This is a genomic window from Sphingomonas flavalba, assembly GCF_047553045.1.
In the GTDB taxonomy this organism is placed as follows: domain Bacteria; phylum Pseudomonadota; class Alphaproteobacteria; order Sphingomonadales; family Sphingomonadaceae; genus Sphingomonas_L; species Sphingomonas_L flavalba_A.
In genome coordinates, this window is the sequence record NZ_CP180208.1 from 1,178,768 (window position 1) to 1,205,393 (window position 26,626).

At 68.7% G+C, this 26,626-nt stretch carries 27 protein-coding genes and 1 tRNA gene; 18 read left to right on the forward strand and 10 right to left on the reverse strand.

All coding sequences use genetic code 11. From position 1 onward, the window contains the following. Positions 1-5 precede the first annotated feature (5 nt). Positions 6-1,409, forward strand: a complete 1,404-nt coding sequence (rmuC, locus tag ACMT1E_RS05480) for a DNA recombination protein RmuC (protein ID WP_414902671.1) — start codon at positions 6-8, stop codon at positions 1,407-1,409. A gap of 80 nt (positions 1,410-1,489) precedes the next feature. Here rmuC and ACMT1E_RS05485 read toward each other — a convergent pair whose 3' ends face one another. After that, the gene (locus ACMT1E_RS05485; RefSeq protein ID WP_414903287.1) at positions 1,490-2,131 is read right to left on the reverse strand and encodes a DedA family protein; all 642 of its coding nucleotides are present in this window, start codon (positions 2,129-2,131) and stop codon (positions 1,490-1,492) included. Between the two features lie 66 nt (positions 2,132-2,197). Beyond that, positions 2,198-2,782 (reverse strand): nitroreductase, encoded by a 585-nt coding sequence (locus tag ACMT1E_RS05490; RefSeq protein WP_414902672.1) that lies wholly within the window; start codon positions 2,780-2,782, stop codon positions 2,198-2,200. 102 nt (positions 2,783-2,884) lie between these two features. Between ACMT1E_RS05490 and ACMT1E_RS05495 the strand changes: the two genes are divergently transcribed. From ACMT1E_RS05495 to ACMT1E_RS05510, 4 genes are all read left to right on the forward strand, one after another. Then, entirely contained in the window at positions 2,885-3,871 is a 987-nt protein-coding gene (locus ACMT1E_RS05495) for a M48 family metalloprotease (RefSeq protein WP_414902673.1), read from the forward strand. Positions 3,872-3,963: 92 nt separating this feature from the next. Beyond that, on the forward strand, positions 3,964-5,721 hold the full coding sequence (locus ACMT1E_RS05500) for a peptide MFS transporter (RefSeq protein ID WP_414902674.1): 1,758 nt from the start codon (positions 3,964-3,966) through the stop codon (positions 5,719-5,721). Continuing rightward, complete coding sequence (locus ACMT1E_RS05505; protein WP_414902675.1) at positions 5,708-7,117, forward strand: amidohydrolase; 1,410 nt, start codon at positions 5,708-5,710, stop codon at positions 7,115-7,117. The genes ACMT1E_RS05500 and ACMT1E_RS05505 overlap by 14 nt, the downstream gene beginning before the upstream one ends. After that, on the forward strand, positions 7,114-8,412 hold the full coding sequence (locus tag ACMT1E_RS05510; RefSeq protein ID WP_414902676.1) for an amidohydrolase family protein: 1,299 nt from the start codon (positions 7,114-7,116) through the stop codon (positions 8,410-8,412). The genes ACMT1E_RS05505 and ACMT1E_RS05510 overlap by 4 nt, the downstream gene beginning before the upstream one ends. On the opposite strand, the gene ACMT1E_RS05515 is transcribed toward ACMT1E_RS05510, so the two are convergent. From ACMT1E_RS05515 to ACMT1E_RS05525, 3 genes are read right to left on the reverse strand one after another with little or no spacing between them, the layout of a single operon-like run. Then, positions 8,400-9,623, reverse strand: a complete 1,224-nt coding sequence (locus tag ACMT1E_RS05515; RefSeq protein WP_414902677.1) for a glycosyltransferase family 87 protein — start codon at positions 9,621-9,623, stop codon at positions 8,400-8,402. The genes ACMT1E_RS05510 and ACMT1E_RS05515 overlap by 13 nt on opposite strands. 37 nt (positions 9,624-9,660) lie before the next feature. Beyond that, on the reverse strand, positions 9,661-10,143 hold the full coding sequence (locus ACMT1E_RS05520; protein ID WP_414902678.1) for a YaiI/YqxD family protein: 483 nt from the start codon (positions 10,141-10,143) through the stop codon (positions 9,661-9,663). 8 nt (positions 10,144-10,151) lie between these two features. Next, positions 10,152-11,150, reverse strand: a complete 999-nt coding sequence (locus tag ACMT1E_RS05525) for an aldo/keto reductase (RefSeq protein WP_414902679.1) — start codon at positions 11,148-11,150, stop codon at positions 10,152-10,154. A 54-nt stretch (positions 11,151-11,204) separates the two neighbouring features. Here ACMT1E_RS05525 and glmM point away from each other — a divergent pair, with 54 nt between their 5' ends. The 5 genes from glmM (at position 11,205) to folP (ending at position 16,653) form a co-directional block, all read left to right on the forward strand. Continuing rightward, the gene (gene glmM / locus ACMT1E_RS05530; protein WP_414902680.1) at positions 11,205-12,542 is read left to right on the forward strand and encodes a phosphoglucosamine mutase; all 1,338 of its coding nucleotides are present in this window, start codon (positions 11,205-11,207) and stop codon (positions 12,540-12,542) included. Continuing rightward, the gene (thiD, locus tag ACMT1E_RS05535; protein ID WP_414902681.1) at positions 12,539-13,663 is read left to right on the forward strand and encodes a bifunctional hydroxymethylpyrimidine kinase/phosphomethylpyrimidine kinase; all 1,125 of its coding nucleotides are present in this window, start codon (positions 12,539-12,541) and stop codon (positions 13,661-13,663) included. Before glmM ends, thiD begins: the two co-directional genes overlap by 4 nt. Then, the gene (locus tag ACMT1E_RS05540; RefSeq protein ID WP_414902682.1) at positions 13,660-14,262 is read left to right on the forward strand and encodes a ribonuclease HII; all 603 of its coding nucleotides are present in this window, start codon (positions 13,660-13,662) and stop codon (positions 14,260-14,262) included. Before thiD ends, ACMT1E_RS05540 begins: the two co-directional genes overlap by 4 nt. 193 nt (positions 14,263-14,455) lie before the next feature. Then, positions 14,456-15,574 carry a site-specific DNA-methyltransferase gene (locus tag ACMT1E_RS05545; RefSeq protein ID WP_414902683.1) on the forward strand — a complete coding sequence of 373 codons (1,119 nt, stop codon included), beginning with the start codon at positions 14,456-14,458 and terminating at the stop codon, positions 15,572-15,574. A 2-nt stretch (positions 15,575-15,576) separates the two neighbouring features. Beyond that, positions 15,577-16,653: a dihydropteroate synthase gene (folP, locus tag ACMT1E_RS05550; protein ID WP_414903289.1), complete on the forward strand. Its 1,077-nt coding sequence runs from the start codon at positions 15,577-15,579 to the stop codon at positions 16,651-16,653. Positions 16,654-16,702: 49 nt separating this feature from the next. Here folP and ACMT1E_RS05555 read toward each other — a convergent pair whose 3' ends face one another. From ACMT1E_RS05555 to ACMT1E_RS05565, 3 genes are read right to left on the reverse strand one after another with little or no spacing between them, the layout of a single operon-like run. Beyond that, positions 16,703-17,413, reverse strand: a complete 711-nt coding sequence (locus tag ACMT1E_RS05555) for a glutathione S-transferase N-terminal domain-containing protein (RefSeq protein WP_414902684.1) — start codon at positions 17,411-17,413, stop codon at positions 16,703-16,705. 10 nt (positions 17,414-17,423) lie between these two features. Beyond that, positions 17,424-17,753: a DUF167 domain-containing protein gene (locus tag ACMT1E_RS05560; RefSeq protein WP_414902685.1), complete on the reverse strand. Its 330-nt coding sequence runs from the start codon at positions 17,751-17,753 to the stop codon at positions 17,424-17,426. A gap of 52 nt (positions 17,754-17,805) precedes the next feature. Then, a complete protein-coding gene (locus ACMT1E_RS05565) occupies positions 17,806-19,239 on the reverse strand; it encodes a sigma-54-dependent transcriptional regulator (protein WP_414902686.1) in 1,434 nt (477 codons plus the stop codon). Positions 19,240-19,396: 157 nt separating this feature from the next. Here ACMT1E_RS05565 and ACMT1E_RS05570 point away from each other — a divergent pair, with 157 nt between their 5' ends. The 8 genes from ACMT1E_RS05570 (at position 19,397) to ACMT1E_RS05605 (ending at position 25,114) form a co-directional block, all read left to right on the forward strand. After that, on the forward strand, positions 19,397-19,519 hold the full coding sequence (locus tag ACMT1E_RS05570; protein ID WP_414902687.1) for an aa3-type cytochrome c oxidase subunit IV: 123 nt from the start codon (positions 19,397-19,399) through the stop codon (positions 19,517-19,519). A gap of 8 nt (positions 19,520-19,527) precedes the next feature. Next, entirely contained in the window at positions 19,528-20,655 is a 1,128-nt protein-coding gene (locus ACMT1E_RS05575; RefSeq protein WP_414902688.1) for a Re/Si-specific NAD(P)(+) transhydrogenase subunit alpha, read from the forward strand. A 22-nt stretch (positions 20,656-20,677) separates the two neighbouring features. Beyond that, positions 20,678-20,959, forward strand: a complete 282-nt coding sequence (locus ACMT1E_RS05580) for an NAD(P) transhydrogenase subunit alpha (RefSeq protein ID WP_136161714.1) — start codon at positions 20,678-20,680, stop codon at positions 20,957-20,959. Between the two features lie 4 nt (positions 20,960-20,963). Continuing rightward, positions 20,964-22,382 (forward strand): NAD(P)(+) transhydrogenase (Re/Si-specific) subunit beta, encoded by a 1,419-nt coding sequence (locus tag ACMT1E_RS05585; protein ID WP_414902689.1) that lies wholly within the window; start codon positions 20,964-20,966, stop codon positions 22,380-22,382. Positions 22,383-22,467: 85 nt separating this feature from the next. Then, complete coding sequence (locus ACMT1E_RS05590; protein ID WP_414902690.1) at positions 22,468-22,647, forward strand: hypothetical protein; 180 nt, start codon at positions 22,468-22,470, stop codon at positions 22,645-22,647. Between the two features lie 98 nt (positions 22,648-22,745). Then, entirely contained in the window at positions 22,746-23,684 is a 939-nt protein-coding gene (locus ACMT1E_RS05595; protein WP_414902691.1) for a hypothetical protein, read from the forward strand. A 73-nt stretch (positions 23,685-23,757) separates the two neighbouring features. Further along, positions 23,758-23,833, forward strand: a tRNA-Val gene (locus tag ACMT1E_RS05600). A 150-nt stretch (positions 23,834-23,983) separates the two neighbouring features. After that, complete coding sequence (locus ACMT1E_RS05605) at positions 23,984-25,114, forward strand: cobalamin-independent methionine synthase II family protein (RefSeq protein WP_414902692.1); 1,131 nt, start codon at positions 23,984-23,986, stop codon at positions 25,112-25,114. 21 nt (positions 25,115-25,135) lie between these two features. Here the strand turns inward: ACMT1E_RS05605 and ACMT1E_RS05610 are convergent, their stop codons facing one another. Further along, entirely contained in the window at positions 25,136-25,972 is an 837-nt protein-coding gene (locus tag ACMT1E_RS05610) for an alpha/beta fold hydrolase (RefSeq protein WP_414902693.1), read from the reverse strand. Between the two features lie 10 nt (positions 25,973-25,982). Beyond that, on the reverse strand, positions 25,983-26,525 hold the full coding sequence (locus ACMT1E_RS05615; protein ID WP_414902694.1) for a VOC family protein: 543 nt from the start codon (positions 26,523-26,525) through the stop codon (positions 25,983-25,985). Positions 26,526-26,626 lie beyond the last annotated feature (101 nt).

Here is a 26,626-nt window from a genome sequence, read left to right on the forward strand (position 1 = left end):
GCCCCATGGACCCGATGATCCCGATTGCCATCATTGCCGCGCTCTGCATCGGCTTGGGCGCCGGGTGGCTGGCGTTCGGGCGAGGGCAGGCGGCGCTGCGGGCCGAACGCGACCGGCATCTTGAGAATTTTCGGCAGGCGATCACCGACCTTGCCTCCGCCGAGGAGCGGGCGAAGGCAGCGGAGGCATTGCGCGCGGCGTTGGCCGAATCGGAACGCGGCCGGGGCGAGGCGCGCGAGGCGCTGGCGCGGATGGAGGCAGAGCGCAGCGCCCGCGACCAGGCCCATGCCGAAAAGGAACGGATGCTGCTGGAGGCGAAGGAGCAGCTTGCCGGGCAGTTCAGCGAGGTTGGCGGCAAGATGCTGAACGCCGCGCAGGAACAGTTCCTGAAGGCGGCGAACGAGCGGTTCAGCCGGGCCGGGCAGCAGAATGAGGCGTCGCTGAAGGCGCTGCTCCAGCCGGTCGAGACGACACTGAAACGCTATGAGGAAGGGCTGCGGCAGGTCGAGAAGGAGCGGGTCGACAGCTATGCCGGGTTGCGCGAGGCGGTCGAGCAGGTCCGCGTCGGCCAGACGGCGGTGAAGGACGAGGCGGCGCGGCTGGTCAATGCGCTGCGTTCCAGCCCCAAGGCGCGCGGGCGCTGGGGCGAGCAGCAGCTGCGCAACGTGCTGGAGATGGCCGGGCTTGCCGAACATGCGGATTTCGAGGCGGAAGTGTCGGTCGACACCGGTGACGGACGGCTGCGGCCGGACGTCGTCGTCCGCCTGCCCGGCGGGCGGCAGCTGATTATCGACGCGAAATGCTCGCTCAACGCCTATCTCGACGCGTCGGACACGGTGGACGAGGAAGAGCGCAAGCGGTTCATGGGCCTGCACGCCGCCGCGATCCGCAATCATGCCACCCAGCTTGGTCAGAAAGCCTATTGGACGCAGTTTGGCGCCGCCGCCGATTATGTGGTGATGTTCATCCCCGGCGAGCATTTCCTGTCGGCCGCGCTGGAGCGGGATTCGGATTTGTGGGAATGGGCGTTCGAGCGGCGGGTGCTGCTGGCGACGCCGACCAACCTGATCGCGATCGCCCGCACCGTATCCGCCGTGTGGCGGCAGGAGAAACTGGCCGAGGAAGCCGCCGAGATCGCCCGGCTGGGCAAGGAACTGCACGGGCGGCTGGCGACGATGGGTGGGCACCTGGCCAAGGTCGGCCGCAACCTGGCGCAGGCGACGGGGGCGTATAACGCCTTTGTCGGCAGCCTGGAATCGCAGGTGATGACGTCCGCCAAGCGGCTGGAAACGCTGAAGGTGGCGGACGGCAGCAAAATGATCGAGGAACTGCCGGTGGTCGAGGCATCACCCCGGCCGCTGACCAAGCTGGCGGTGCCGCAGGAGGATGCGGCGGACGCGGCGGAGTAGGGGCTGGCGGTAGGCGTGTTCCTGCGAAGGCAGGGGGTATTGCCGACAGGGTTTTGCGGTGTGGCTCGCCAGCTTTCCGTTTAGCCGGCGGCGCGACCGCGGCGCGCGGCGCGCAGTTTGTGCCAGACGAACCAGATGCCGCCGGCGAGCAGGGCGCCTACGATGACGACGTCCAGTTCGTGGAACAGCGCCTGCAGGCGCGGGCTGTTGTGCCATGCCTCGCCCAGTTCCCGCCCGACGATGGCCAGCGCCAGGCAGAAGGGCCAGGAGCCGAGGAAGGTGTAGATGTGGAACCTGACCAGCGGCATCCGCGCCATGCCGGCGGGGAAGGCGATGAATGAACGGACCACCGGCAGCATTCGGCAGATCAGCACCGCGAGGCTGCCGAAGCGGGCGAAGAAGCGTTCGGCCCGGTCGAGATCGTCGACGCTGACCAGCACGTAGCGGCCAAAGCGGGCGACGAACGGGCGGCCGCCGCGCTTGCCGACCTCATAGGCCGGGATCGAGCCGATGTTGCAGCCGATCGCCCCGGCGGTGGCCACCCACCACAGGTTCATTTCGCCGAGAGACACCAGATAGCCGGCGAACGGCATGATGATTTCCGACGGCAGCGGGATGCAGGCGCTCTCGATCGCCATCAGCAGGGCGACGCCCGCGTAGGAGCCGGCCGAGATGACCGCGATGATCCACGCGGTGACGGCGGCGATGACCTGATGGAGAATGCCCATGCCGGCCCCTTCGCGCGCGGCGTGGCGGATGTCGAGGGGGGGCGGCGCTTTTCGGGCGGATTATGCGGTGCCTGACCAATGGGTTGCGACGGCGTCCAGATCCGGGCGCGGGCGTTCTTCCAGCGGCTTCGACGGCGTGCCGATGAACACGAAGCCGGCGATGCGCTGTGGCGCGGCGCCGAATGCGTCGCGGACCCGGTTCGAATAGGCGGCCCAGCCGGTCAGCCAGCCGGCGCCGAACCCGGTGGCCGTCGCCGCTGCGACGAGCGAATGGCAGGCGGCGCCGGCGGAAAGTTCCTGTTCCCACAGCGGGATGTGGCTGTCTTCGCGCGGGGCGGAGAGAACGACGATTAGCGTGGGCGCTTGGTGGGCGAACTGGGCGATCGCCTCCATTTCCAGCCGGCCGGCGTCGGGCTTGTCGGCGCGGTAGGCGTCGGCGAGGAGGGCGGCGAAGGCATCGCGCCGGTCGGCGCCGACGATGACGAAGCGCCAGGGCGCCAGCTTGCCGTGATCGGGCACCCGCGCCGCCGTGGTCAGGATGGCGCGCAGCGCCGCATCGTCCGGCCCCGGCGCGACAAGATCGCGCGGCTTGGCCGAGCGGCGGGTGGCGAGGAATTGGGCGGGGCTGCTGGGATCGTTGAACATGGCGTGGAGATATGGACGGGCGGGCGCGGCGGCAAGGTGGAGCGGCGGCGGCGCGCGCGGGCGGTTGGCGAAGCGACGGGTTTATGCGCTACAAGCGGCGGCATGTTTGCGCGGATGCTGCTTGCCCTTGTCTCTCTGTGCCTTGCCGCGCCGGTGGCGGCGGCCGGGGTCGATGCCTCCGGGCTGGCGGCGTTGCAGCAGCTCGATTCGCGGCTGGCACAGGTCGGCAACCGGCTGGCGGTGGCGGCGGCCGGGCTGTGTGCCGATGCGCGGCCGTTGCCGGGCTTTGCCGTCCACGCGCTGAAACAGTACCAGCCCGCCGCGCGCGCCGCCGCGGCCGAACAATTCGGCCTTGGCGAACAGCCGGCGGTGCTGGCGGTGGTGCCCGGATCGGCGGCGGAAGCGGCCGGGCTGCGCGCCGGCGACGCGATCCTGGCGGTGGCCGGTGCGGCGGTGGCGCCGGTGCCGGCCGAAGGGCGCGCCGACTATGCGGGGGTGGCGGCGGTCGAGCAGCGGATCGAACAGGCGCTTGCCCAACCGCCGTTGCGCCTGTCCGTCGCGCGCGACGGCGGGGTGGCGGCGGTGGCGTTCACGACGGACAGCGGCTGCCCGACCCGGTTTCAGGTGCTGGCGACCGACGGGTTGAAGGCGTCGGCCGACGGCACCTATGTTCAGGTATCGGCGGCGTTGATCCAGTTTGCCGCGAGTGACGACGAACTGGCGATCGTCGTCGCGCACGAACTGGCCCACAACATATTGCGCCACCGCGAGACGCTGGACGCGCAGAAGGTGTCGCGCGGCATGCTCGCCGCGTTCGGCAAGAACCGCAGCCGCATCCGCGCGACCGAGCGGCAGGCCGACCGGCTGGCGATCTGGCTTGCCGCGCGCGCGGGCTATGCGATCGCGGCGGCGCCGGCGTTCTGGGACCGGTTCGAACGGCGGACGGGGTGGGGTATTCTGTCCGACGGCACCCATGACGGCCGGCGCGAACGGGTAGCGGCGGCCGAGGCGGAAATCGCGGCGGTGGAAGCCCGGCGGGCGGCGGGCCTGCCGCTCGATCCGCCCCCCGCGCTGCGCCCCGCGCAATAATCTTCTTCACACGCGCAATTTTCGCGTTAGTTTCACGGGCTTAAAGCGGGGGGTGCCCGACGCCCGTCGCACAGCGCGAGGGAATAGTACGCATGGCGACGCCGGCAGCCGACACACAAGGGGGCAAGACCTGGTTCGGGCACCCGCCGCAGCTTGCCCGCCTGTTCACCACCGAGGCGATGGAGCGGTTCGGTTTCTACGGCATGCGGGCGCTGCTGACGCTCTACCTTGCCAATTATTTCCTGTTTTCGGACCAGACGACCAACGGCCTGTATGGCGGGTTTACCGCGCTGGTCTATCTGACCCCGCTGATCGGCGGCCTGCTCGCCGACCGCTATCTAGGGTCGAAGCGGTCGGTGAAATTCGGCGCCGTGCTGATGGCGCTCGGCTATTTCATCCTGTGTTTCGAGGGCGGCGCGGCCAAGCCTTATGCGACGATAGAGGGCGCGCGGTACGAGGTTGTCGTTGGCTCTGCCTCCGATGCCAAGCAGCAATATGTTATCGACGGCGACCGCCATCTGGCGATCAAAGGCCAGGAAGACGGCACGATCCAGCTACTGGCCGAAGACGGCGCCGTTGCCCGCACCATTGGCAAGGGCGGTTTCGTCGCCGGGGCGGACCGGTCCGAATTCTACGTGCTGCTGATGCTGATCGGGCTGACTTTCGTTACCATCGGCAATGGTTTCTTCAAACCGAACATTTCGACGATGGTCGGCACGCTTTACGCCCCCGGCGACCGAAGGCGGGATGCCGGTTTCACGATATTCTACATGGGCATCAACCTTGGATCGCTGTTTTCGCAGCTTTTGTGCCCGTTGCTGGCGACGACGGTCGGCTGGTGGGCGGGGTTTGGCCTGGCCGCGATCGGCATGATGCTGTCCTGGTACCTGATCCAGTTCGACCATGGCGCGCTGGACGGGGTCGGCGAGCCGCCAGAGACCGGCGGGCGCGACCGCAGCCTGCTGATCTATGTCGGTGCGTTGCTTGCCGGGCCTGTCGTGCTGTTCCTGTTCTACAACCTGATGAACACCCCGCATGTCGAGCCGGGGGCCGGTTTCCTCGGTTATCTCGCCGGGCTGCCGCTGATGGGCAAGCTGCTGTTCGGCACCTTCCTGCTGTCGGTCCCGGCGATCCTGATCTGGTCGGCGAAGGTCGGCAGCCGGGTCGAGTTCCAGATGATGCTGGCGGCGATGGTGCTGGTGGTGTTCAACGTGGTGTTCTGGACGCTGTTCGAACAGGCCGGGTCGTCGCTGACCTTGTTCGCTGACCGCAATACCGACCTGTCGGTGTTCGGCCTGTTCTCGATCTCCGCCGGGCAGACGCAGTTCTTCAACGCCTTCTTCATCGTCACGCTGGCGCCGTTGTTCAGCATGCTGTGGGGCGCGCTGGGCCGGCGCGGGCTTGAGCCGTCGATCCCGGTCAAGTTCGCGATCGCGCTGATCGGCGTCGGCGCCGGTTTCCTGCTGCTGGTCTGGGGCACGCAATATGCCGATTCCGGGTTCAAGGTGGCGCTGTGGTGGCTGGCCGGCCTGTATTTCGTCCATTCGGCAGCGGAACTGTGCATTTCGCCGGTCGGGCTGTCGATGATCACCAAGCTGTCGATCGCCCGCGTCGTCGGCCTGATGATGGGCGTGTGGTTCCTGTCGATCAGTTGCGCCCAGTACGTCGCCGGGCTGGTCGCCCAGGTCGCCAGCGTTCAGACCGTCGGCGGGCAGGTGACCAATCTGAAGGTCAGCCTGGAAACCTATGCCGGGGTGTTCTGGACGATCGGTGTCGCCGCCGCCGCTATCGGCCTTGTCCTGCTTGCTCTGTCACCCCTGATCAAGAAGTGGATGCATGGTGTTCAATAAGCGCTTCGCCGCCCTCCTCGCGACTTCGCTGCTCGCCGCGTGCGCGAACGGCGAGGCGCCGAAATCGGCCGCCGCCACGCCGCCGCCGAACAAACCGGCGTTCAGCGCCGACCCTTATCCGTCGACCTACAAGCCCTATCCGGGCGTGCCGACGGTGGTTACCGGCGTGACCATTTACGATGGCGAGGGCGGTCGGATCGACAACGGCCAGATCCTGTTCGCCGACGGCAGGGTGGTGGCGCTGGGCGAGAGTGTCGACGCGCCAGCCGGGGCGACCCGGATTGACGGCACCGGCAAATGGGTGACGCCGGGCGTGATCGACATTCACAGCCATTTGGGCGTCTACCCAAGCCCGTCTGTCCGCGCCCATTCGGACGGCAACGAGGCGACGGCGCCGGTGCGGGCCGAGGTGTGGGCGGAACACAGCGTCTGGCCGCAGGACCCGGGGTTCAGCCGCGCGCTGGCCAATGGCGGGGTGACGACGCTGCAGATCCTGCCCGGTTCCGCCGACCTGGTCGGCGGGCGGTCCGTCGTGCTGAAGAACGTCTATGCCCGCACCGCGCAGGGGATGAAATTTCCCGGTGCGCCCTACGGCCTGAAGATGGCGTGCGGCGAGAACCCGAAGCGGGTGTTCGGCAGCCGCAACCAGATGCCGTCGACGCGGATGGGCAATATGGCGGTCGACCGGCAGGCTTGGGCCAAGGCGGCGGAATACAAGCGCAAATGGGACAAGTATAACACCAGCGGCGGCGAGATGCCGGCGCGCGACCTGCAGATGGAGACGCTGGCCGGGGTGCTGGCCGGCGAAATCCTGATCCAGAACCACTGCTATCGCGCCGATGAGATGGCCAATGTCATCGATATGGCCAAGGAGTTCGGTTACAAGGTCACCGCGTTCCACCACGCGGTCGAGGCGTACAAGATCGCCGACCTGCTGAAGGCGAATGACGTTTGCGCTGCCGTCTGGGCCGACTGGTGGGGCTTCAAGATGGAAAGTTACGACGCGATCGACGAGAATCTGGCGCTGCTCCAGAATGGCGGTGCGTGCGCGATGATCCACAGCGACGACGAGAACGGCATCCAGCGGCTGAACCAGGAGGTGGCGAAGGCGCTGTCCGCCGGGCGGCGCATGGGCCTGACCATTCCCGACGAGGTGGCGTGGACCTGGCTGGCGATCAACCCGGCCAAGGCACTGGGCATCGCCGACAGGACCGGCAGCCTGAAGCCGGGCAAGGAAGCCGACGTGGTGCTGTGGAACGGCGATCCGCTCAGCGTCTATTCGCGGCCGGAGAAGGTGTGGGTCGACGGGGCGCTGCTCTATGATTCGAGCGACCCGAAACGGCGGCCGGTCAGTGATTTCGAGCTGGGCCAGCCCGGCGAGGGAGACGTGAAATGAAGGGGCTGCTGCTTGCCTGCGCCGCATTGATCGCCGCGCCCGCCGCCGCCGAGACGATCGCGATCACCGGCGGCACTGTCGCGATCGGCGACGGAACGGCCCCGGTCGAGGGCGGCACCGTCGTCATTCGTGACGGCCGGGTGGTTGCCGCCGGCAGCGGCGTCGCCATTCCCGCCGACGCCCGCCGCATCGACGCGACCGGGAAATGGGTGACGCCCGGCATCTTCGCCGGGTTCAGCCGCATCGGCCTGGTCGAGGTCGACGGGGTTGACCAGACCAACGATACCAGCGCGCGCAACGCGCCATTTTCCGCCGCGATCGATATCGCGCCGGCGGTCAACCCGCGCAGCAGTGCGATCACCGTCAGCCGCGCCCATGGCGTGACGCGGGCGATCGTCGCGCCGGAAACCGGGCCGGGGATGTTCGCCGGGCAGGGCGCGATCATCGACATGGGCGCCGACATGGACGCGGTAAGCCGACCGCGCGCCTTCCAGTTCGTCGCGCTGGGCGAAGGCGGGGCGGCGAGCGCCGGCGGCAGCCGGGGCGCGGCCCACACCTATCTGCGCAACGCGCTCAATTCGGCACGCGACTATGCGCGCAACCCGGCCGGCTATGGCGGCGGCGACAAAACCGCGCTGTTCAACCGCGCCGACGCTGCGGCGCTGGTGCCGGTTGTCACCGGCAAGGTGCCGTTGCTCGCCCATGTCGAGCGCGGCAGCGACATTCTGGCCGCGCTGGCGCTGGGCAAGGAGTTCCCGGAGCTGAAGCTGGTGCTGGTCGGGGTCAGCGAAGGCTGGACGGTGGCGCCGCAGATCGCCGCCGCCGGGGTGCCGGTGATCGCGTCCGCGCTGAACGATTTGCCGGCGGCGTTCGAGACGCTGGCGGCGACCCAGTCCAACATCGGCCGGATGGTCAAGGCCGGGGTCACGGTCGGCATCGGCATGATCGGCGACAACGATACGCGGCAGGCGCGGCAGGAGCTGCAATATGCCGGGAATCTGGTTGGTCTGGCCAAAGTGCCGGGTGCGACCGGGCTAAGCTGGGCGCAGGCGCTGGCGGCGATCACCTCCGGCCCGGCCGAGGCGATGGGACTGGGCGGCGAATATGGATCGCTGCGCCCCGGCCGCCGGGCTGACGTGGTGGTGTGGAGCGGCGATCCGCTGGAGCTGAGTTCCGCCGCCGAGGCGGTGTTCATCGACGGCGTCGCGCAGCCGACCGTCACCCGCCAGCAGCGGCTGCGCGACCGCTATGCGGTGCCGGGCGAGGGGGCGTTGCCGAAAGCCTATGATCGCTGACCGGCCACGCGCCGCCACGGCGCGCGGGCGTTGAGATCGAGCAGCCAGGCGCGGCGGAGGGCGACGGCGAACAGCGCCGCCGTCGCCAGCCAGTCGACCGGGATCAGGCTGAACGCCGCGACCTGCCGGCCGAACAGCGGCGCGGCATAGGCGAGGACGAGCAGGCTCTTTTCCCAGCTCAGCCAGCCGCGAGCGCGGGCGTCTGCAACGATGAAGGCGATCGCCGGGCCGAGAATGACCAAATCATAGTCGAGCACATAGGGTGTCGACAGCACCGCCGCGCAGCAGACGGCGGCGCCGCGCACCGCCGGGCTGGCCCAGCGCGCGGCGGCGGCGGCCCCGGCGATGGCGAGGCCGGTCGCCAGTCCCTGCGCCGCGTAGGCGAGCGGCAGAGGCGCGCCGAGCGCACGGGCGGCGGCGAAGGCGCTGACGATCTTTTCCCAGCCGGTCTCGCCCGCTTCGATCACCACTGCGCGGGTGAGCGGCAGCGAATCGAGGAACGCCTGCCACACCGGCCAGCCCCAGATGGCGAGGGTGGCGGCGGTCAGCCCGAGCGACGAGGCGGCGGCGCCGAGGAAGGCGCGGCGGTTGCCGGCGGCGACCAGCACCACCGGCAGCAGCAGCGCGAATTGCGGCTTGTAGACGAGGCAGCCGAGCAGCAGCCCGGCAAGCCAGGGCCGCCGATCGAGCAGCCACAGTCCGCCGCCGAGCAGCGCGGCGGTCAGGAAGGCGTTCTGGCCGTGGCCGAGGCAGACGAAGGTTGCGGGGGCGGCGAGCGCGGCGAGCAAGGTGCCGCGCCCCGGCGCGATCCGGCGGACGACGAGCACCGCGCCGGCCAGCGTCGCCCCCTGCCACAGCGCCAGCGCGGCGAGATAGGGCAGCAGGGCGAGCAGCGCCGCAAGCAGCAGGAACGGCGGCGGATAGTGCCAGCCGTAGAACGGCACGGTCGCGCTGTGATGGACCGCCTGCTGGACCTGATAATGGTCGGGCCATGACCATGCCGTGGCGGCGTGGCCGCTGAGCGCCATCCGCCCGGCGGCGTAGACATTGGAGAAATCCGTGCCGATCGGCCGGCCGAGGTGGTCGAGCGTGCCGCTGGCGGTGAGCAGCAGCGCGGCGGCGGACAGCAGGGTGACCGCGATCAGCAGCCAGCAGACCCGCCGCACCCGCCGTTCGTTGACCCAGTCGCCGCTTGCCAGTCCCGCCCACATTGGACGGGCGATAGCAGCGCGATGGTTAGCAAGGGCTTTAGACTGGCGCAGGCGGCTGGGCGGGCAGGCTGCGCGCGAGGCGGGACAGGGCTTCGTCGAGCGCGGAAAGGAATCGGGAGCGATCGGGCTTGGAAAAGGGCGGCGGGCCGCCGATGCTGTCGCCGCCGGCGCGCAGGTCCGCCATGATCGCGCGCACGGCGATGGCGTTGCCGATCGAACTGGTGGTGAACGGTTTGCCGTTCGGGGCGAGGACGGTTGCGCCGGCCTTCAGGCAGCGGTCGGCGAGCAGGATGTCGGCGGTGACGACCAGCGCCGCCGGCCCGGCGCGCTCGGCGATCCAGTCGTCCGCCGCGTCGAAGCCGGCGCCGACCTGCACCCGGCCGATCAGCGGGTGGGGCGGGATGCGGATCGGGCCGTTGCTGACGATCGTGACCGGCACGCCCCGGCGCAGGGCGACGCGGTAGACCTCGTCCTTGACCGGGCAGGCATCCGCATCGACGAGGATTTCCGGAACGGGCATGCCGGTGCCTATAGCCGGACCATCGCCAGCGCGCGTTCGTTGCCGTAGCGCAGGCCGGCGGTGCCGCCGCGCGGGGCGGCGGCATCGAGCGCGGCGAGGTCCTCTACGCTGAGCGCGACGGCGGCGGCCGCCATGCTGTCTTCCAGCGTTGCCCGGCGTTTCGAGCCGGGGATCGGCACGATTGCGTCATCCTGCGCGAGCAGCCAGGCGAGCGCGACCTGCGCCGCCGACACGCCGAGCCGGGCGGCGATGCCGCGGGCAACGGCGACGACGCGCATGTTGCGTTCGAAATTCCCCTCCGCATAGCGCGGGTCGGTCAGCCGGTAGTCGCCGGGCGGCAGATCGGCGCGGGTGGCGAAGCGGCCGGTCAGAAAGCCGCGACCGAGCGGGGAATAGGGAACAAAGCCGATGCCGAGAGCGCGGCAGGTGGGCAGGATGTCTGCCTCCACATCCCGTTCCCACAGCGAATATTCCGATTGCAGCGCCGCGATCGGGTGGACGGCGGCGGCGCGGCGGATGGTTTCGGGCGCGGCTTCGGACAGGCCGAGGTAGCGGACCTTACCGGCGCGGACCAGATCGGCCATCGCGCCGACGGTTTCCTCGATCGGCACCGCCGGATCGACGCGGTGCTGGTAGAACAGGTCGATCGTGTCGATGCCGAGACGACGGAGCGATTCGTCGCAGACGCGGCGCAGGTTGGCGGGACTGGAATCGACGCCGGTGACACTGGTGTCGGGCGCGAAGCGGAAGCCGAATTTGGTGGCGATGACCAGCCCGTCGCGCCGGCCGCGGATCGCCCGGCCGAGCAGTTCCTCGTTGAGATAGGGGCCGTAGATTTCCGCGGTGTCGAAAAAAGTGACGCCAAGATCGATGGCGCGGTGGATCGTCGCGATCGATTCCGCTTCGTGGGCGACGCCGTACATGTCGCCGCCGACGCCCGCCATTGGCATGCAACCAAGACCAAGGGCTGAAACGACGAGCCCGTCTCCCAGCGTGCGATATTTCATGAAGGGCATCTCCGCGCTATCAGGGCGGGCCATAGTGGCGGATCGGGGTAGGATGTGAACAGGAAATTCTTCGGCACCGACGGCATTCGCGGCCGGATCAACCAGGCGCCGATGACCGCCGAGATGGCGATGAAGGTCGGCATGGCCGCCGGCGCCCATTTCGCACGCGGCGACCATGTCCACCGCGTCGTCATCGGCAAGGATACCCGGTTGTCCGGCTATATGATGGAATCGGCGCTGGTCGCCGGCTTCACCAGCGTCGGCATGGATGTGGTGCAGGTCGGGCCGATGCCGACGCCGGCGGTGGCGCTGCTCGCCCGTTCGATGCGCGCCGACCTGGGGGTGATGATTTCCGCCAGCCACAACCCGTTTCAGGACAACGGCATCAAGCTGTTCGGGCCGGACGGTTACAAGCTGTCCGACGCCGACGAGGCGGCGATCGAGGTGCTGATCGATGCCGAGCCGGTGCTGGCGCCGGCCGAGCGCACCGGCCGTGCCCGCCGGGTGGAGGATGCGCGCGGACGCTACATCCACGCCGCCAAGTCGACCTTTCCCGACCATCTGAGCCTGGACGGGCTGCGCGTTGTCGTCGATTGCGCCAACGGCGCCGCTTATCAGGTCGCACCGGCGGCGCTGTGGGAACTGGGCGCCGATGTCATCCCGATCGGCGTCACCCCGAATGGCCGCAACATCAACGATCAGGTCGGTTCGACCGCGCCGGCGCTGTTGCAGGAAACCGTGGCCGCTTCGGGTGCCCATATCGGTATCGCGCTGGACGGCGATGCCGACCGGCTGATCGTTGTCGACGAAAAAGCGCGGGTGGTCGACGGCGACCAGCTGATGGCGCTGATCGCGACACGCTGGGCACGGCGCGGGCAATTGCGCGGCGGCGGCCTTGTCGCGACGGTCATGTCGAACCTGGGGCTGGAGCGGCTGCTGGCCGGCGCGGGGCTGACGCTGGAGCGTGCCGGGGTCGGCGACCGCTATGTACTGGAACGGATGCGGGCCGGCGGCTTCAACGTCGGCGGCGAACAGTCCGGCCATATCATCCTGTCCGACCACGCAACGACCGGCGACGGGCTGATCGCGGCATTGCAGATTCTGGCCGAACTGGTGACCGAGGGGCGGCCGGCGAGCGAGCTGCTGCGCCTGTTCGAGCCGGTGCCGCAATTGCTGAAGAATGTTCGTCACAGCGGCGGCCGTCCGCTCGACGATGCGCGGGTCAAGGCGGTGATCGCCGAAGCGGAGGCGGAGCTGAACGGGCGCGGCCGGCTGGTCATCCGCCGGTCCGGCACCGAGCCGCTGATCCGGGTGATGGCGGAGGGCGACGACGCGGCGCAGGTCGAGGCGCTGGTCGACCGGATCTGTGCGTCGGTGGCGGAGGTGGCGTGACCCCGCGCATCCTGATCGTCGCCGGCTCCGATTCCGGCGGCGGTGCCGGCATTCAGGCCGATATCAGAACCGTTGCCATGCTGGGCGGCCACCCGATGACCGCGATCGCCGCGATCACCGCGCAGAACACGCTGGGGGTGAGCGCGGTCCACGCGGTGCCGGCCGATATGGTCATCGCCCAGATCGACGCGGTGGCGGACGATATTGGCATAGACGCGGTCAAGATCGGCATGATCGGATCGCCGGAAACCGCCAATGCGGTCGCCGACCGGCTGGCGCGGATGGCCGGGGTGCCGATCGTCTTCGACCCGGTGATGATCGCGACCAGCGGATCGGTATTGGCCGATGCGGCGACGATCGCCGCCTTTGGCCGGTTGATGGCGATTGCCACCGTCACCACCCCCAACCTGCCGGAGCTTGCGGCGCTGGGCGGCGATGCCGAGGCGATCGTCGCGCGGACCGGGCGGGCAGTGCTGGTCAAGGGCGGTCATGCCGATGGCGCGACGATTGTCGACCGGCTGATCGCGCCCGACGGGGAAACCCGGTTCGAGGGCGAGCGGATCGACACGGTGCACAGCCACGGCACCGGCTGCACGCTGGCCAGCGCGATTGCCGCCGGGCTGGGCGCGGGGCTGCCCCTGCCCGAAGCGGTAGCGCGGGCGCGGCTGTTCGTGCGGATCGCGCTGAAGGCGGCGCCGGGGCTGGGGCGGGGGCACGGGCCGATGGGCCACGCCGCCGTCCGGCTCGATGTTGCCGGAGATGCGCCTATGCTGAACCAGGTGACGGTGGCGGCTGCCGATCAGGTAGCGACAGCGGCGTTCTACGAGGCGCTTGGCCTGACCCGGATCGTCGACGCGCCGGGGCGCTATGCCCGGTTCGAGAGCGCCGGCGGCGCGACCCTGTCGGTCGAGGCGGGGACGGCGGGCGGCGTCTATCTGGAATGTGCCGACCCGGATGCGGCGGCAGCGCGGATGGCGGCGGCGGGCTATGCGGTGGAGGCGGCGGCGACCGACCAGCGCTGGGGCTGGCGCGAAGCGTGGCTGTGTGACCCGGCCGGCAACCGCGTCTGTCTTTACCGGGCAGGCGAGAACCGGCGCTATCCGCCGTGGCGGCTGGGGTGAGCGGGCCGGATCGGGGGCTTGAGGCCGGCCACCCGGCGCCGGTCGTCGGCGTCGACGAGGCGGGGCGGGGGCCATTGTGCGGGCCGGTCGTCGCGGCGGCGGTGATCCTGCCCGAAGGCGCGGTGCCGGACGGGATCGACGATTCCAAGAAGCTGTCCGCCGCCGCCCGCGCGGCGCTGTCCGACCGCATCCGGGCGGTGGCGCGGGTTGGCATCGGCATGGCCGACGTCGCGGAGATCGACCGGTTGAACATCCTCCACGCGACGATGCTGGCGATGGAGCGGGCGGTCGCCGCGCTCGGCATTGCGCCTGGCATGGTGCTGGTCGACGGCAACCGCTGCCCGCGCTGGGCGCACCCGTCGACCGCCATCGTCGGCGGCGATGCGCGGTGCCTGTCGATCGCCGCCGCATCGATCGTCGCCAAGCAGCATCGCGACGCGATGATGATCGCGCTGGACGCCGAATTCCCCGGTTACGGCTGGGCGCGCAACAAGGGCTACGGGTCGCGCGAGCATTGCGAGGCGCTGCGCCGGCTTGGTCCGACACCGCACCACCGGCGCAGCTTTGCCCCGGTCGCGCAGGCGTGGCTGGCGCTATAAATCCGGCGCTTGAGTCTTTTGAATCACACCACCAGCGCTTGCGGTGCCGGGTGCGACCGCGGCGCGATATGTTGGGGTCGTTCCCGTTACGTTTTCAAATATCGGGTCTTGACTCTTCGGTAAAATAAAAACCGAGACTTGACCCCGAGTCGCTGCTGACTCACTTTGCCCACCGATTTCTCGGGAGGGTATTTTGGGGGTTATCACCAAGGTCAGGCAGAGCACGGCGGCCCCGGTCGAGGGACTGCCGGTCGACCGGATTCTGATGGACGACTGCATCGCCGCGATGCGGGCGCTGCCGGCGGCGAGCGTCGACATGATTTTCGCCGATCCGCCCTACAACCTGCAACTGGGCGGCGACCTGTACCGGCCGGAAGGCGGGCGCGTCGATGCCGTCGACAACGACTGGGACAAGTTCGACACCTTCGCCGCCTATGACCGGTTTACGCGGGCCTGGCTGGCCGAAGCGCGCCGGGTGCTGAAACCCGACGGCAGCCTGTGGGTGATCGGCAGCTATCACAACATTTTCCGTGTCGGCACGGCGTTGCAGGACGGCGGGTTCTGGATTTTGAACGATATTGTCTGGCGCAAGGCCAACCCGATGCCGAATTTCAAGGGCACCCGTTTCACCAACGCGCACGAGACGCTGATCTGGGCCGCGAATGGCGAGAATGCGCGCTACACGTTCAACTATCGCGCGATGAAGACGCTGAACGACGAATTGCAGATGCGGTCGGACTGGGTGCTGCCGATCTGCGGCGGGCAGGAGCGGCTGAAGCGCGGCGGCACCAAGGCGCACCCGACGCAGAAGCCGGAGGCGCTGCTCTACCGCATCCTGCTGGCGTGCACCAAGCCGGGCGACATCGTCCTCGACCCGTTCTTCGGCACCGGCACCACCGGGGCGGTGGCGCGGCGGCTGGGCCGCCACTTCATCGGCATCGAGCGCGAGCCGGCCTATGTCGAGGTCGCGGAACAGCGGATTGCCGACGCGCTGCCGCTGGACGAATCCGCGCTGGCGACGATGCAGGCGCCGCGCGCCGCGCCGCGCGTGCCGTTCGGCACGCTGGTCGAGACCGGGATGATAACGCCGGGCACGGTGCTGACCGACATCAAGCGGCGCTGGCGGGCGACGGTGCGTGCCGACGGATCGCTGCTGTCGGGCGACGCGACGGGGTCGATCCACAAGGTCGGCGCGGTGGTGCAGGGGGCGCCATCGTGCAACGGCTGGACATTCTGGCACCATGAGCAGGACGGGACGCTGAAGCCGGTCGACAGCCTGCGCCAGACCTATCTGCTGGCGACCCAGCCGTGACGCTGCCGGCGATTCCGCCGGGCGCCAAAGTCTATCTGCGGCCCGAGGGCTTCGTTGACACGCCGGTCGGCAATGACGGGCAGGTCGCGCGGCTGGCCGGCACGATGTTGTGGCACGCGGCGTGGGAAGTGATTGTCGAGAGCGGCGGCGTCCGCTGCGGACGGGCGCTGGTGCCGGTGACGGAACAGGACCGCCTGCCGGACGAAGTCGTGCCGCTGCTGGCCCGCTTCGCGGCGGCGCGGGCGCCGATTACGGTCGGCCAGCGCGTGATCCGGCTCGATCAGCCGCAGGTCGCCGGGATCGTCAATGTGACGCCCGACAGCTTTTCCGACGGCGGCAAGGCGGCAGATCCAGAGGCGGCGGCCGATGCCGGCTTCGCGATGGCGGAGGCGGGCGCGGCGCTGGTCGATGTTGGCGGGGAGTCGACCCGGCCCGGCGCCACGACGGTCTGGGAAGGCGATGAGATCGCGCGGGTGGTGCCGGTGGTCGAGCGTCTGGCGGCGAGCGGTGTCGCGGTGTCGATCGACACGCGCAAGGCGGCGGTGATGGAGGCGGCGCTGGCCGCCGGTGCCGGGCTGGTCAACGACGTGTCGGCGCTGCTCCACGACGAACGCGCCGCCGAAGTGGTGGCGAAGGCCGGTTGCCCGGTCATCCTGATGCACCACAGCGGCCGCAACCTGCACGACGGGCCGAAGCTGAGCGACCCGGTGATCGAGGTGTACGACTGGTTGGCCGACCGCGTCGACGCCGCGGTTGCCGCCGGTATCGCGCGCGAGCGGATCATCGTCGACCCCGGCATCGGCTTCGGCAAGGGGGTGGCGGACAATCTGGCGCTGCTCAACGGGCTGGCGATGCTGAACGGCATCGGCTGCGCGGTGATGCTGGGCGCCAGCCGCAAGCGTTTCATCGGCGCGCTGGCCGGCGAGGTGCCGGCTGACGAAAGGCTGGGCGGATCGCTGGCGGTGGCGCTGCACGGCATGGCGCGCGGCGCCCATCTGCTGCGCGTCCACGACGCGGCGGAGACGGTGCAGGCGGTGAAGCTGTGGCGCGGGATGCGCGATCAGGCGCTGGTCGGGTAACCGCGGTATCCGCCACCGCGTGCGTGCGATGACGGATACCGCGAGACTATCAGGCCGCCGGGCGGGCCGGGATGGTCAGCCCGCGCTGGACGGCGGGGCGGGCGAGGCCGCGATCGAGCCAGGCCGGAACGTGGGTCAGGCTGTCGTAATCGACGAGATCGCGGGCTTCGTAGAAGGTGATCAGGTTGCGTACCCAGCCGAGGGTGGCGATGTCGGCGATGGTATAGGCGTCGCCCATGATCCATTCGCGCCCGTCGAGCCGGGTTTCCAGCACGCCAAGCAGGCGTTTTGTTTCGGTAGTGTATCGTTCCAGCGGGCGCTTATCGGCATAGTCCTTGCCGGCGAAGCGGTGGAAGAAGCCGAGCTGGCCGAACATCGGCCCGATCGCCGCCATCTGGAAGAACACCCACTGGATCGTTTCATAGCGCAGCGCCGGATCGGCGGGCAGGAACTTGCCGGTCTTTTCGGCGAGGTAGAGCAGGATCGCGCCGGATTCGAACAGGCCGATCGGCTTGCCGCTGGGGCCGTCAGGGTCGATAATCGCCGGGATCTTGCCGTTGGGGTTGAGTGACAGAAATTCGGGCGTCCAGGTCTCGTCCTTGCCGATCTCGATCAGGTGCGGTTCGTAGGGCAGGCCGGTTTCCTCCAGCATGATAGACGCCTTCACGCCGTTGGGCGTCGGCAGCGAATAGAGCTGAATGCGGTCGGGGTGGGCGGCGGGCCAGCGGCCGGTGATCGGGAAAGCGGACAGGTCGGTCATGCGGAAACTCCTATGATTCGGATGCGAGAAGGGTGCCGAGACGGGCGGCGAGCGCCGGGCCGTCGCCGGCGACATGCACCATCTTCACCCGCGCGGTGGCGCCGGACAGCAAGGTGACGTCGGTCTTGCGGACGCCAAGGGCGCTGGAGAGGAACGCGACGAGCGCGGTGTTGGCCGCCCCCTCGACCGGCGGCGCGGCGACGCGCAGCTGAACGAGCGGGCGGCCATCGGCGTCGGCGCCAAGGCCGGTGATCGCGCTGCGCCGCGCGCGCGGGGTAAGCCGCAACGGCAGGCGTAGCCCGTCGGCGACGATCATGGAGGACAGGATGGCGGTGGGCATTGTCGCCTATGTAGGAGCGATCATAGCCGAATTGAAGGAAGGGGAGCGGCGATCAGGCCGCCGCGTCACCGATACCGAGTTCCGCCAGTTTGCGGTAAAGCGTCGAGCGGCCGATGCCGAGGCGGCGGGCGACTTCCGTCATCCGGCCGCGATAATGGCCGATGGCGAGGCGGATCACGTCGGCCTCGATCGCTTCGAGCGAACGCAGGTGCCCGTCCGATTCGAACAGGGTGACGCCGGAGCCGGTGGCATTGAGTGCGGTAGCCGATGCCTGGGGCTGTTCACCGTCGCTGAACCGCTGAGCGATCTGCGGGAAATCGTCGGTGGTCAGCGCGTCGCTTTCACACAGCACGGCGGCGCGGAACAACGCGTTCTGGAGCTGGCGGACATTGCCCGGCCAGTCATAGCCGGTCAGCAGCGACAGCGCCTCGTCGGTAATGCCAAGGCCGCGCAGGCCCGGCTGGCGGGCGATGCGGGCGAGAAGATGGCGGGCAATCGCCGGGATGTCGCCCTTGCGGTCGCGCAGCGGCGGGATGACGAGCTGGACGACGTTCAGCCGGTAGTAGAGGTCTTCGCGGAAGCGCCCGGCGGCGACCTCGTCCAGCAGCACCTTGTTGGTCGCGGCGATGACGCGCGCGTCGACATCGTGAATGACGCGGCCGCCGACCGGCTGGATGTCCCCGGATTCCAGCACGCGCAGCAGCTTGACCTGTGCATCGAGCGGCAGTTCGGCGACTTCGTCGAGGAACAGGGTGCCGCCATCCGCCTCCTGAAAGCGGCCGACCTTGCGTTCGAACGCGCCGGTAAACGCGCCGCGTTCATGGCCGAACAATTCCGATTCGACGAGGTTTTCGGGGATTGCGCCGCAGTTTACCGCGATCAGCGGGCGTTTGGCGCGGGGCGACGCGGCGTGGATCGCCTCGGCCACCAGTTCCTTGCCGGTGCCGCTTTCGCCTTCGATCAGCACGGGGACGCGGGCGCGCGCCGCCTTGGCGGCAATGGCGAGGGCGGCGCGGAAGCGGGGCGCGGCGCCGACGATCTCGTCGAAACCGAGCGGGGCGCTGATCTTTTCCGACAGCGGGCGCAGTTCGCCGCCGCCCGCACCGCTGGTCACCGCGGCATCGAGCGCGGCGAGCAGCCGGTCCGGCGCGATCGGCTTCAACAGAAAGTCGGTGGCGCCGGCGCGCATTGCCTCTACCGCGACCTCGGCGGAATCGAGCGCGGTCATCGTCACCACCGGCAGCGCCGGCCGACGGTCGCGGATGGCCCGGATCAGCCCGGTCAGATCCGCCGAGGGCAGGGCATGGTCGATCAGTACGGCGTCGAGCGACAGGCCGTCCTGGGTGCCGAGCGTGGCGATCGCGGTTTCGCCGTCGGCGGCGCCGATCGTCCGCCAGCCGGCCCGCGCCGCGATGGCCGAAACCAGCCGGCGCTGCGCCGGTTCGTCATCGACCAGCATCAACAGGCGAACTCCGTTGCGCGCCATGATCCCCCATCCAGCAGTCCCTTTGAGAGACGGGGTCTAACATCGCAATGTAAATGGCGGATTAAACCGCGCGGCCGGCGCACGGACCAAGGGGCTTGAGAAGGACAGGCCGGCTGGCTAAGGAGGCGGCGTAGGGATTCAAGGGGAGGGCGCGCACGTGGCGACCAATGATTACGACGTTCACGAGCGGACCTATTCCGGCTTCATGTCGCTGGTTAAATATTCGGCGATTATCAGCTTTGTAGCGGTGATGATCATTGTCATGCTGATCGCGCGCTGAGCGCCGCGATGAAGATAGCGGTCCTGAAGGAAACCGCCGCCGGCGAAACGCGCGTTTCGGCCAGCCCGGAGACGGTGAAGAAATTCATCGCGCTGGGCGCCGCCGTTGCGGTCGAGACCGATGCCGGCGCCACCGCGTCGATTGCCGATGCCGCCTATGCCGATGCTGGCGCCACCGTCGGCCCCCGCGGCGCGACACTGGCCGATGCCGACATCCTGCTCGGCGTGCAGGGGCCGACGCCCGACAGCCTGAAAGGCGTGAAACCGGGCGCCTGGCTGGTCGCCGGGCTGAACCCGTTCGGCGAGCGGGCCCGCGTCGACGCTTATGCCGCGCTGGGGGTGGACGCGCTGGCGATGGAGTTCATGCCGCGCATTACCCGCGCGCAGTCTATGGACATATTGTCTTCGCAGTCGAACCTTGCCGGGTACAAGGCGGTGATCGACGCGGCCGGCGTCTATGGCCGGGCCTTTCCGATGATGATGACCGCCGCCGGCACGATTTCCGCCGCGCGGGTGTTCGTGATGGGCGTGGGCGTCGCCGGGTTGCAGGCGATCGCCACCGCGCGGCGGCTGGGCGCGCAGGTTTCCGCCACCGACGTCCGTTCCGCGACCAAGGAGCAGATCGAGAGCCTCGGCGCCAAGGCGATTTTCGTCGAGGCGGTGAAGGGGATCGAGGGCGAAGGTTCCGGCGGCTACGCTACCGAGATGAGCGACGAATACAAGGCGGCGCAGGCCGAGCTTGTTTCCAGCCATATCGCCAAGCAGGACATCGTCATCACCACCGCGCTGATCCCCGGACGGGCGGCGCCCCGGCTGATTTCCGACGCGCAGATCGCGTCGATGCGGCCGGGCAGCGTCATCGTCGACCTGGCGGTCGAGCAGGGCGGCAACGTCGAGGGCGCGGTTGCCGGCGAGATCGTCGAGAAGCACGGCGTCAGGATCGTCGGCCACCGCAACGTGCCGGGTCGGCTGGCGGCGGACGCATCGGCGCTGTTCGCGCGCAACCTGTACAATTTCCTCAGCGCGTTCTGGGACAAGGAACAGGGCCGCCCGGTCCTGCCCGACGACGACGAGATCACACAGGCGATCCGCCTGACCCAGGGCGGCAAGGTGGTGAACACCCGGCTGCTCGGCTGACCGCGAGACAAGGACCTCGACGATGGACTTCATTTCGATCCTCTCGATTTTCGTGCTCGCCTGCTTCGTCGGCTATTATGTCGTCTGGTCGGTGACGCCCGCGCTGCACACGCCGCTGATGGCGGTGACCAACGCGATTTCGTCGGTGATTATCGTCGGGGCGCTGATCGCCAGCGCGGCGGCGGGGTCGCCGCTGTCGAAATGGCTGGGGCTGGCGGCGGTGGTGCTGGCCAGTGTCAATATCTTCGGCGGCTTCGCGGTGACCGAGCGAATGCTGGCGATGTACAAGAAGAAGGGGCGCTAGGACCATGCACGAGGCGCTCGCCGTCAATCCCTGGGTCGCGCTCGCCTATCTGGTGGCGGGCGTCTGCTTCATCCTGGCGCTGCGCGGGCTGTCCAGCCCGGCATCGAGCCGGCGGGGCAACCGTTTCGGCATGGCCGGCATGGCGCTGGCCGTCGCGACCACGCTGGTCACCCACGACATCGCCAGCCTGCCGGAGATCGCCGGCGCTATCCTGATCGGCGGGACGATCGGCTTCATCGTCGCCCGGCGGATCGCGATGACCGCAATGCCGCAGCTGATCGCCGCTTTCCACTCGCTGGTCGGCATGGCGGCGGTGCTGGTCGGCGCGGCCGCCTTCCTGAACCCGGAAGCGTTCGGCATTCTTGCCGCCGACGGCCTCGACATCGCGTTCAACAGCCGGATCGAGATGGGTCTGGGCGTCGCGATCGGCGCGATCACCTTTTCCGGGTCGGTCATCGCCTTCCTGAAGCTGAACGGCAATATGAGCGGCGCGCCGATCATCCTGCCGCTGCGCCATGTCATCAACCTGGCCATGCTGGCGGCGATCCTGGCGCTGGTCTTCCTGTTCCACGCCGATACGCCGGAGCTGTTCTGGGCGATCGTCGTGCTATCCTTCCTGATCGGGTTCCTGCTGATCATCCCGATCGGCGGGGCGGACATGCCGGTCGTCATATCGATGCTGAACAGCTATTCCGGCTGGGCGGCGGCGGCGATGGGCTTCACCCTGCACAACACCGCGATGATCATCACCGGCGCGCTGGTCGGATCGTCGGGCGCGATCCTGTCTTACATCATGTGTAAGGCGATGAACCGTAGCTTCATCAGCGTGATCTCCGGCGGCTTCGGCGCCGGGGACAGCGATAGCGGCGGTGCGGCTGTGGCCAAGACCGACCGGCCGTGGAAGCGCGGCTCCGCCGAGGACGCCGCCTTCCTGATGAGCCAGGCCGAGCAGGTCGTCATCGTCCCCGGTTACGGCATGGCGGTGGCGCAGGCCCAGCATGCGCTGCGCGAGATGGCCGACAAGCTGAAGGAGCATGGCGTCGCGGTCAAATACGCGATCCACCCGGTCGCCGGGCGGATGCCGGGCCATATGAACGTGCTGCTTGCCGAGGCGAACGTGCCCTATGACGAGGTGTTCGAGCTGGAGGACATAAACTCCGAATTCGCGCGCACCGATGTCGCCTTCGTTATCGGCGCGAACGACGTGACCAACCCGGCGGCCAAGACCGACAAGAGTTCGCCGATCTACGGCATGCCGATCCTTGACGTCGAGAAGGCGAAGACGGTGCTGTTCGTCAAGCGGTCGATGGGCGGGGTCGGCTATGCCGGTGTCGACAACGACGTGTTCTACCGCGACAACACGATGATGCTGCTCGCCGACGCGAAGAAGATGGTCGAGGAAATCGTCAAGGCGATGGAGTAGGCGCGGGCGGCGACGCTCCGCCGCGGATCAATCGCCGCGCAAGCCGTCACGGCATTGGTCGTCCTCCGTTCTGGAGGACCGACCCTTGGATATCGACGAAATCGCCGCCGCGTTACGCGCGGCCAGAGCCGCGCTGGCGCGGACCGGCGCGCCGCCCGGAACACGCGCCGACCATGCCGCCTGTCTGGCGGCGGTAGATGCGGCAATTGGCGAGGCCGAAAGGCTGGCGCGCGACCGCCAAAATTCCGCTATGTCACAGACCTGATTGCATTTTTTGTCCGGAATGGACAAGTATTCGCTGGAGTCCGATCCAGGATCGGGCATGGTCCAGTATGGATCAAACGCGGGGCAACAGGGGTGGCCATGGAACTTTGGTATCGCAACGGCGGAACGACGGCGGCCGACAGGGCGGTGGTGGTGCTGGCGGATACGCCAGCGGGGCTGTCGGTCGCGGCACAGGCCGCCGATGTGCTGGGCGCGCGAGTGCTGCGTTCCGAATTGCTGGAGCCGGGCGCGGCGGCGGATGCGTGGTTGATCGCGATCGGCGGCGCCGACGCCCTGATCGTCGAGCTGGACAGCGACGGCGGCCTGGAACTGGACGCGTTGCTTGCGCTGATCGACCGGACAGCACGCGATAGCGGGATTGACGCGGTGATCTGCTTTCCCGAGTCGCTGATCGACATTGTCGCGGCGGCGATCGGCAGTGGGCGTATCGCCCTGCTCTGCGCGCCGACGATGATCGAGCGGGTGGCCGCGCTGCAACTTGCCGTTCAACCCCGCCAGCCGATGTTGGCGGATATCGGCTCGGAGTCCGAGGCGCAGCGGCTGATGCAACTGAGCCGGGAGGTGGCGCGGATCGCCAAGGCGCTGGCCGAACTGTCCGCCGGCGAACCGGGGCCGGGCCCGGCGGTACATGACGGCGCCGGGCGCTTCGCCGCCGAGACGCGGAGCGACCCGGTCGATGCCGCGACGGTCCGAGCGGTGATCCGCGCACGGCGATTGCGCGACCAGTACCTGCCAGCGGCGCTGTTCGCCGACCCGGCGTGGGACATGTTGCTCGACCTGATGGCGGCGCGGCTGGAGGGACGGCCGGTCGCCGTGTCCAGCCTGTGCATCGCCGCAGCGGTGCCGCCGACGACGGCGCTGCGCTGGATTCAGGCGCTGGCCAATGCCGATCTGATCGAACGCCGGCCGGACCAGCGCGACGGGCGGCGGGTGTTCATATCTCTGGCTGACCGGGCGGCGGAGGCGATGCAGCACTATTTCACCGCCGCGCGGCAGGCGGGGGCGATTCTCGCCTGATCCACCCACCCATGACCGTTCGGGCTTGGCGAACGCGGCCAAACGCCATAAAGGCCGCCATTCCCGTCAGGCGGGGCGCTTAGCTCAGTTGGTAGAGCATCTCGTTTACACCGAGAGGGTCGGCGGTTCGAGCCCGTCAGCGCCCACCATCCCCGGCCAGTTGTATGCGTTTTCCTTATGCGGGCAGGTCCACGCGTTTGTGGGCAATTGATCGCGCAATCGCCATAGAGCGAACTTGACTTCGATATGCGAATATCTAGCGTGCTCGGCTGATATCCAGCGCATATTGGGGAGGCGGAATGGCGGCCGATCGCTTTTTGACCACGCATACCGGCAGCCTGCCGCGCCCGGCGGCGCTGATGGCGATGATGTTCGCGCAGCAGGCGGGCGAGGCGATCGAACCGGAGGCGCTGGCGGTGGCGGTCGACGAGGCGGTGGCGCTGATGGTCGCGCGGCAGGCGGAAGCCGGTATCGACGTGATGAACGACGGCGAGATGTCGAAGCCGAGCTATGCCACCTACATCAAGGATCGGCTGAACGGTTTTGGCGGAGAGAGCGGCAGCTACAGCTTTCGCGACCTCGACGAGTTTCCGGGGACCAAGGCCAAGGTGTTCGCCGATACCGGCCGGGCGCGGCGCACCGCCCCGGCGTGCAACGGCCCGATCTCCGTCAAGGACATGGAGGCGCCGCGCCGCGATGCCGAGCGGCTGAAGGCGGCGGCGGCGGACCGGCGGCTGTTCATGAGCGCGGTGTCGCCGGGAACGACGGCGCTGTTCTTCGGCAACACCCATTACCCCGACTATGAATCCTATCTGTTCGCGATCGCCGAAGGGCTGAGGCACGAATATGAGACGATCGCCGCCAGCGGCATCGACCTGCAGATCGACTGTCCCGACCTGGCGATGGGCCGCCATGTCCAATATGCCGACCTCGACGTTGCCGGGTTCCGCAAGAAGATCGCCCTGCACATCGAGGCGCTGAACCATGCCGTCGCCAACATTCCGGCGGAGCGGCTGCGGATGCACCTGTGCTGGGGCAATTACCCCGGCCCGCACCATTGCGACGTGCCGCTGGCCGACATTGTCGATATCGTGTGGACCGCCAAGCCGCGCACTGTGCTGCTCGAGGCGGCAAACCCGCGCCACGCGCATGAGTTCGCGCTGTTCGAAACCGTTCGCCCGCCCGAGGACAAGATATTGGCGCCGGGGCTGATCGAGCCGCAATCGCCCTATATCGAGCATCCCGATCTGGTTGCCCAGCGGATCGGCCGATACGCCGATCTGGTCGGCCGCGAACGGGTGATTGGTGGCGTCGACTGCGGTTTTTCGATCCATGTCGGCAGCGGCGGGCTGGACCCGGAAGTGGTGTGGGCCAAGCTTGGCGCGCTGGCCGAAGGCGCGCGGCGGGCAAGCAAACGCTACTGGGGATAGCGGGCAGCCTTCCGCTGGCGGTCAGGCCGGGGTGACGAGCGGAGAGCGGATGCGGTCGACGAAGCTGGCGAGCGCCGCGTTGTACGCGTCAGCATGGGTCAGGTTGCACAGATGGCCGGCGGCGGCGATGGTCATGCGGCGGGCGTTGGGCAGGCCGTAGGCGAGTGCATCGGCGACCAGACGGCGCCAGGGCGTGTCCTGTTCCCCGGTCAGCACCAGCGCCGGTGCGTAGATGGCGTCGAGCTCACCGGCGAGCGGCGTCAGCGGTGGCGGCGCGGCGGCGGCAAGGTCCCGCGCCTGATAGGCGGCGAGCAGCCTATCGACGGTGCGGCGGGCGGCGGGATCGTCGACCCGCATCAGCGGATGTTTGCGCCACAGCGCCTTCATCCGGTCGATCCGCCCGCTGCGGACCAGCGCGGCATAGCTGGCGATCGGTATCCGGTCGTCGCCGCGCGGGCCGGGCAGGAAGCCGTCGAGCGGCGCGCCTTGCAGGACGACGCCGATCACCCGGTCGGGATGGGCCATGGCGAAATGCAGCGCGACCCGCCCGCCCTGCGACATGCCGACAATGACCGCGCGCGCCAGCCCCAGCCGGTCGAGGATGGCGAACAGGTCGCCATCTTCATCGGCAAGGCCGGGTGGGGCGGTCGAGGCGCCGAAGCCGCGCCGGTCGACGGCGATGACCTGAAAGCGGGCGGCCAGCGCGCCGAGTTGGGCGTGCCAGACGCCGCGATCGAGCGACCAGCCGTGGAGCAGGACCAGCGGCAGGCCTTCGCCGGCGACCTCTATACGGACGGTGCCGTCCGCGACCGGGATGTCGTGGACCATCGTCGCACCGGCTGCGGGCAGGCTGGCCATGGCCGGGCGATCAGGCGTGCTCTTCGTGGCGGAAATGATTGTTGGTTTCGTGATCCCCCGATAGCCAGCGGCGCAATTCCTCATGCGCGACGGCGCGGCGCTTCGCGTTGATTTCATCCGCGTTCGGCGCGTCGAGGGTGAATTCGAGGATCATGCCGTTCGGATCGGTGATGTAGACCGAGCGGCAATAGCCATGTTCGAGGACATAGGTGTCCGGTTCCCGGTAGCCGGCGGCCTTGATCCGCTGTTCGATCTCCGCCTGCGTTTCGGCGTCGACACTGAGTGCGATGTGGCGGAAGGGGGAGGGGGCGAGATCGGGATCGAACAGCGCCTGATCTTCCGGCGTGGCGAATTGGAAGAAGGCAAGGGCACCACCATCGGCAAGGCCGAAGAAGCAATGGCAATAGACCCGTTCCGCGCCGAACAGCACGTCCTTCTCGCTCCACGTTGCGATCAGTGGCAGGCCGATCACCTCTTCGTAGAACTTGCGGGTCGCTTCCAGATCCTTGCTGACATAGGCGGTGTGGTGCAGCCGCGACGGCAATCTCGTCATGGTCGGTTCCTCTCCTCAACGGGTTGAGCGTCGCGCGCGCCCGGCCCCGCTGGAAGGCTAGCACAGGCGACGAAAGCCATCAATTCGTTTTGCGAAGTAAA

What these genes read in the sequence shown, in the direction of transcription:
- ACMT1E_RS05520 (WP_414902678.1), bottom strand. Translation starts at nt 10,143, where the DNA reads ATGCCCGTTCCGGAAATCCTCGTCGATGCGGATGCCTGCCCGGTCAAG.
- ACMT1E_RS05525 (WP_414902679.1), bottom strand. Translation starts at nt 11,150, where the DNA reads ATGAAATATCGCACGCTGGGAGACGGGCTCGTCGTTTCAGCCCTTGGT.
- ACMT1E_RS05595 (WP_414902691.1), top strand. Translation starts at nt 22,746, where the DNA reads ATGGAACTTTGGTATCGCAACGGCGGAACGACGGCGGCCGACAGGGCG.
- ACMT1E_RS05515 (WP_414902677.1), bottom strand. Translation starts at nt 9,623, where the DNA reads ATGTGGGCGGGACTGGCAAGCGGCGACTGGGTCAACGAACGGCGGGTG.
- ACMT1E_RS05585 (WP_414902689.1), top strand. Translation starts at nt 20,964, where the DNA reads ATGCACGAGGCGCTCGCCGTCAATCCCTGGGTCGCGCTCGCCTATCTG.
- ACMT1E_RS05610 (WP_414902693.1), bottom strand. Translation starts at nt 25,972, where the DNA reads ATGGCCAGCCTGCCCGCAGCCGGTGCGACGATGGTCCACGACATCCCG.
- ACMT1E_RS05495 (WP_414902673.1), top strand. Translation starts at nt 2,885, where the DNA reads ATGTTTGCGCGGATGCTGCTTGCCCTTGTCTCTCTGTGCCTTGCCGCG.
- ACMT1E_RS05605 (WP_414902692.1), top strand. Translation starts at nt 23,984, where the DNA reads ATGGCGGCCGATCGCTTTTTGACCACGCATACCGGCAGCCTGCCGCGC.
- ACMT1E_RS05560 (WP_414902685.1), bottom strand. Translation starts at nt 17,753, where the DNA reads ATGCCCACCGCCATCCTGTCCTCCATGATCGTCGCCGACGGGCTACGC.
- ACMT1E_RS05555 (WP_414902684.1), bottom strand. Translation starts at nt 17,413, where the DNA reads ATGACCGACCTGTCCGCTTTCCCGATCACCGGCCGCTGGCCCGCCGCC.
- ACMT1E_RS05490 (WP_414902672.1), bottom strand. Translation starts at nt 2,782, where the DNA reads ATGTTCAACGATCCCAGCAGCCCCGCCCAATTCCTCGCCACCCGCCGC.
- ACMT1E_RS05580 (WP_136161714.1), top strand. Translation starts at nt 20,678, where the DNA reads ATGGACTTCATTTCGATCCTCTCGATTTTCGTGCTCGCCTGCTTCGTC.
- rmuC (WP_414902671.1), top strand. Translation starts at nt 6, where the DNA reads ATGGACCCGATGATCCCGATTGCCATCATTGCCGCGCTCTGCATCGGC.
- ACMT1E_RS05615 (WP_414902694.1), bottom strand. Translation starts at nt 26,525, where the DNA reads ATGACGAGATTGCCGTCGCGGCTGCACCACACCGCCTATGTCAGCAAG.
- ACMT1E_RS05575 (WP_414902688.1), top strand. Translation starts at nt 19,528, where the DNA reads ATGAAGATAGCGGTCCTGAAGGAAACCGCCGCCGGCGAAACGCGCGTT.
- ACMT1E_RS05500 (WP_414902674.1), top strand. Translation starts at nt 3,964, where the DNA reads ATGGCGACGCCGGCAGCCGACACACAAGGGGGCAAGACCTGGTTCGGG.
- ACMT1E_RS05505 (WP_414902675.1), top strand. Translation starts at nt 5,708, where the DNA reads ATGGTGTTCAATAAGCGCTTCGCCGCCCTCCTCGCGACTTCGCTGCTC.
- ACMT1E_RS05565 (WP_414902686.1), bottom strand. Translation starts at nt 19,239, where the DNA reads ATGGCGCGCAACGGAGTTCGCCTGTTGATGCTGGTCGATGACGAACCG.
- ACMT1E_RS05510 (WP_414902676.1), top strand. Translation starts at nt 7,114, where the DNA reads ATGAAGGGGCTGCTGCTTGCCTGCGCCGCATTGATCGCCGCGCCCGCC.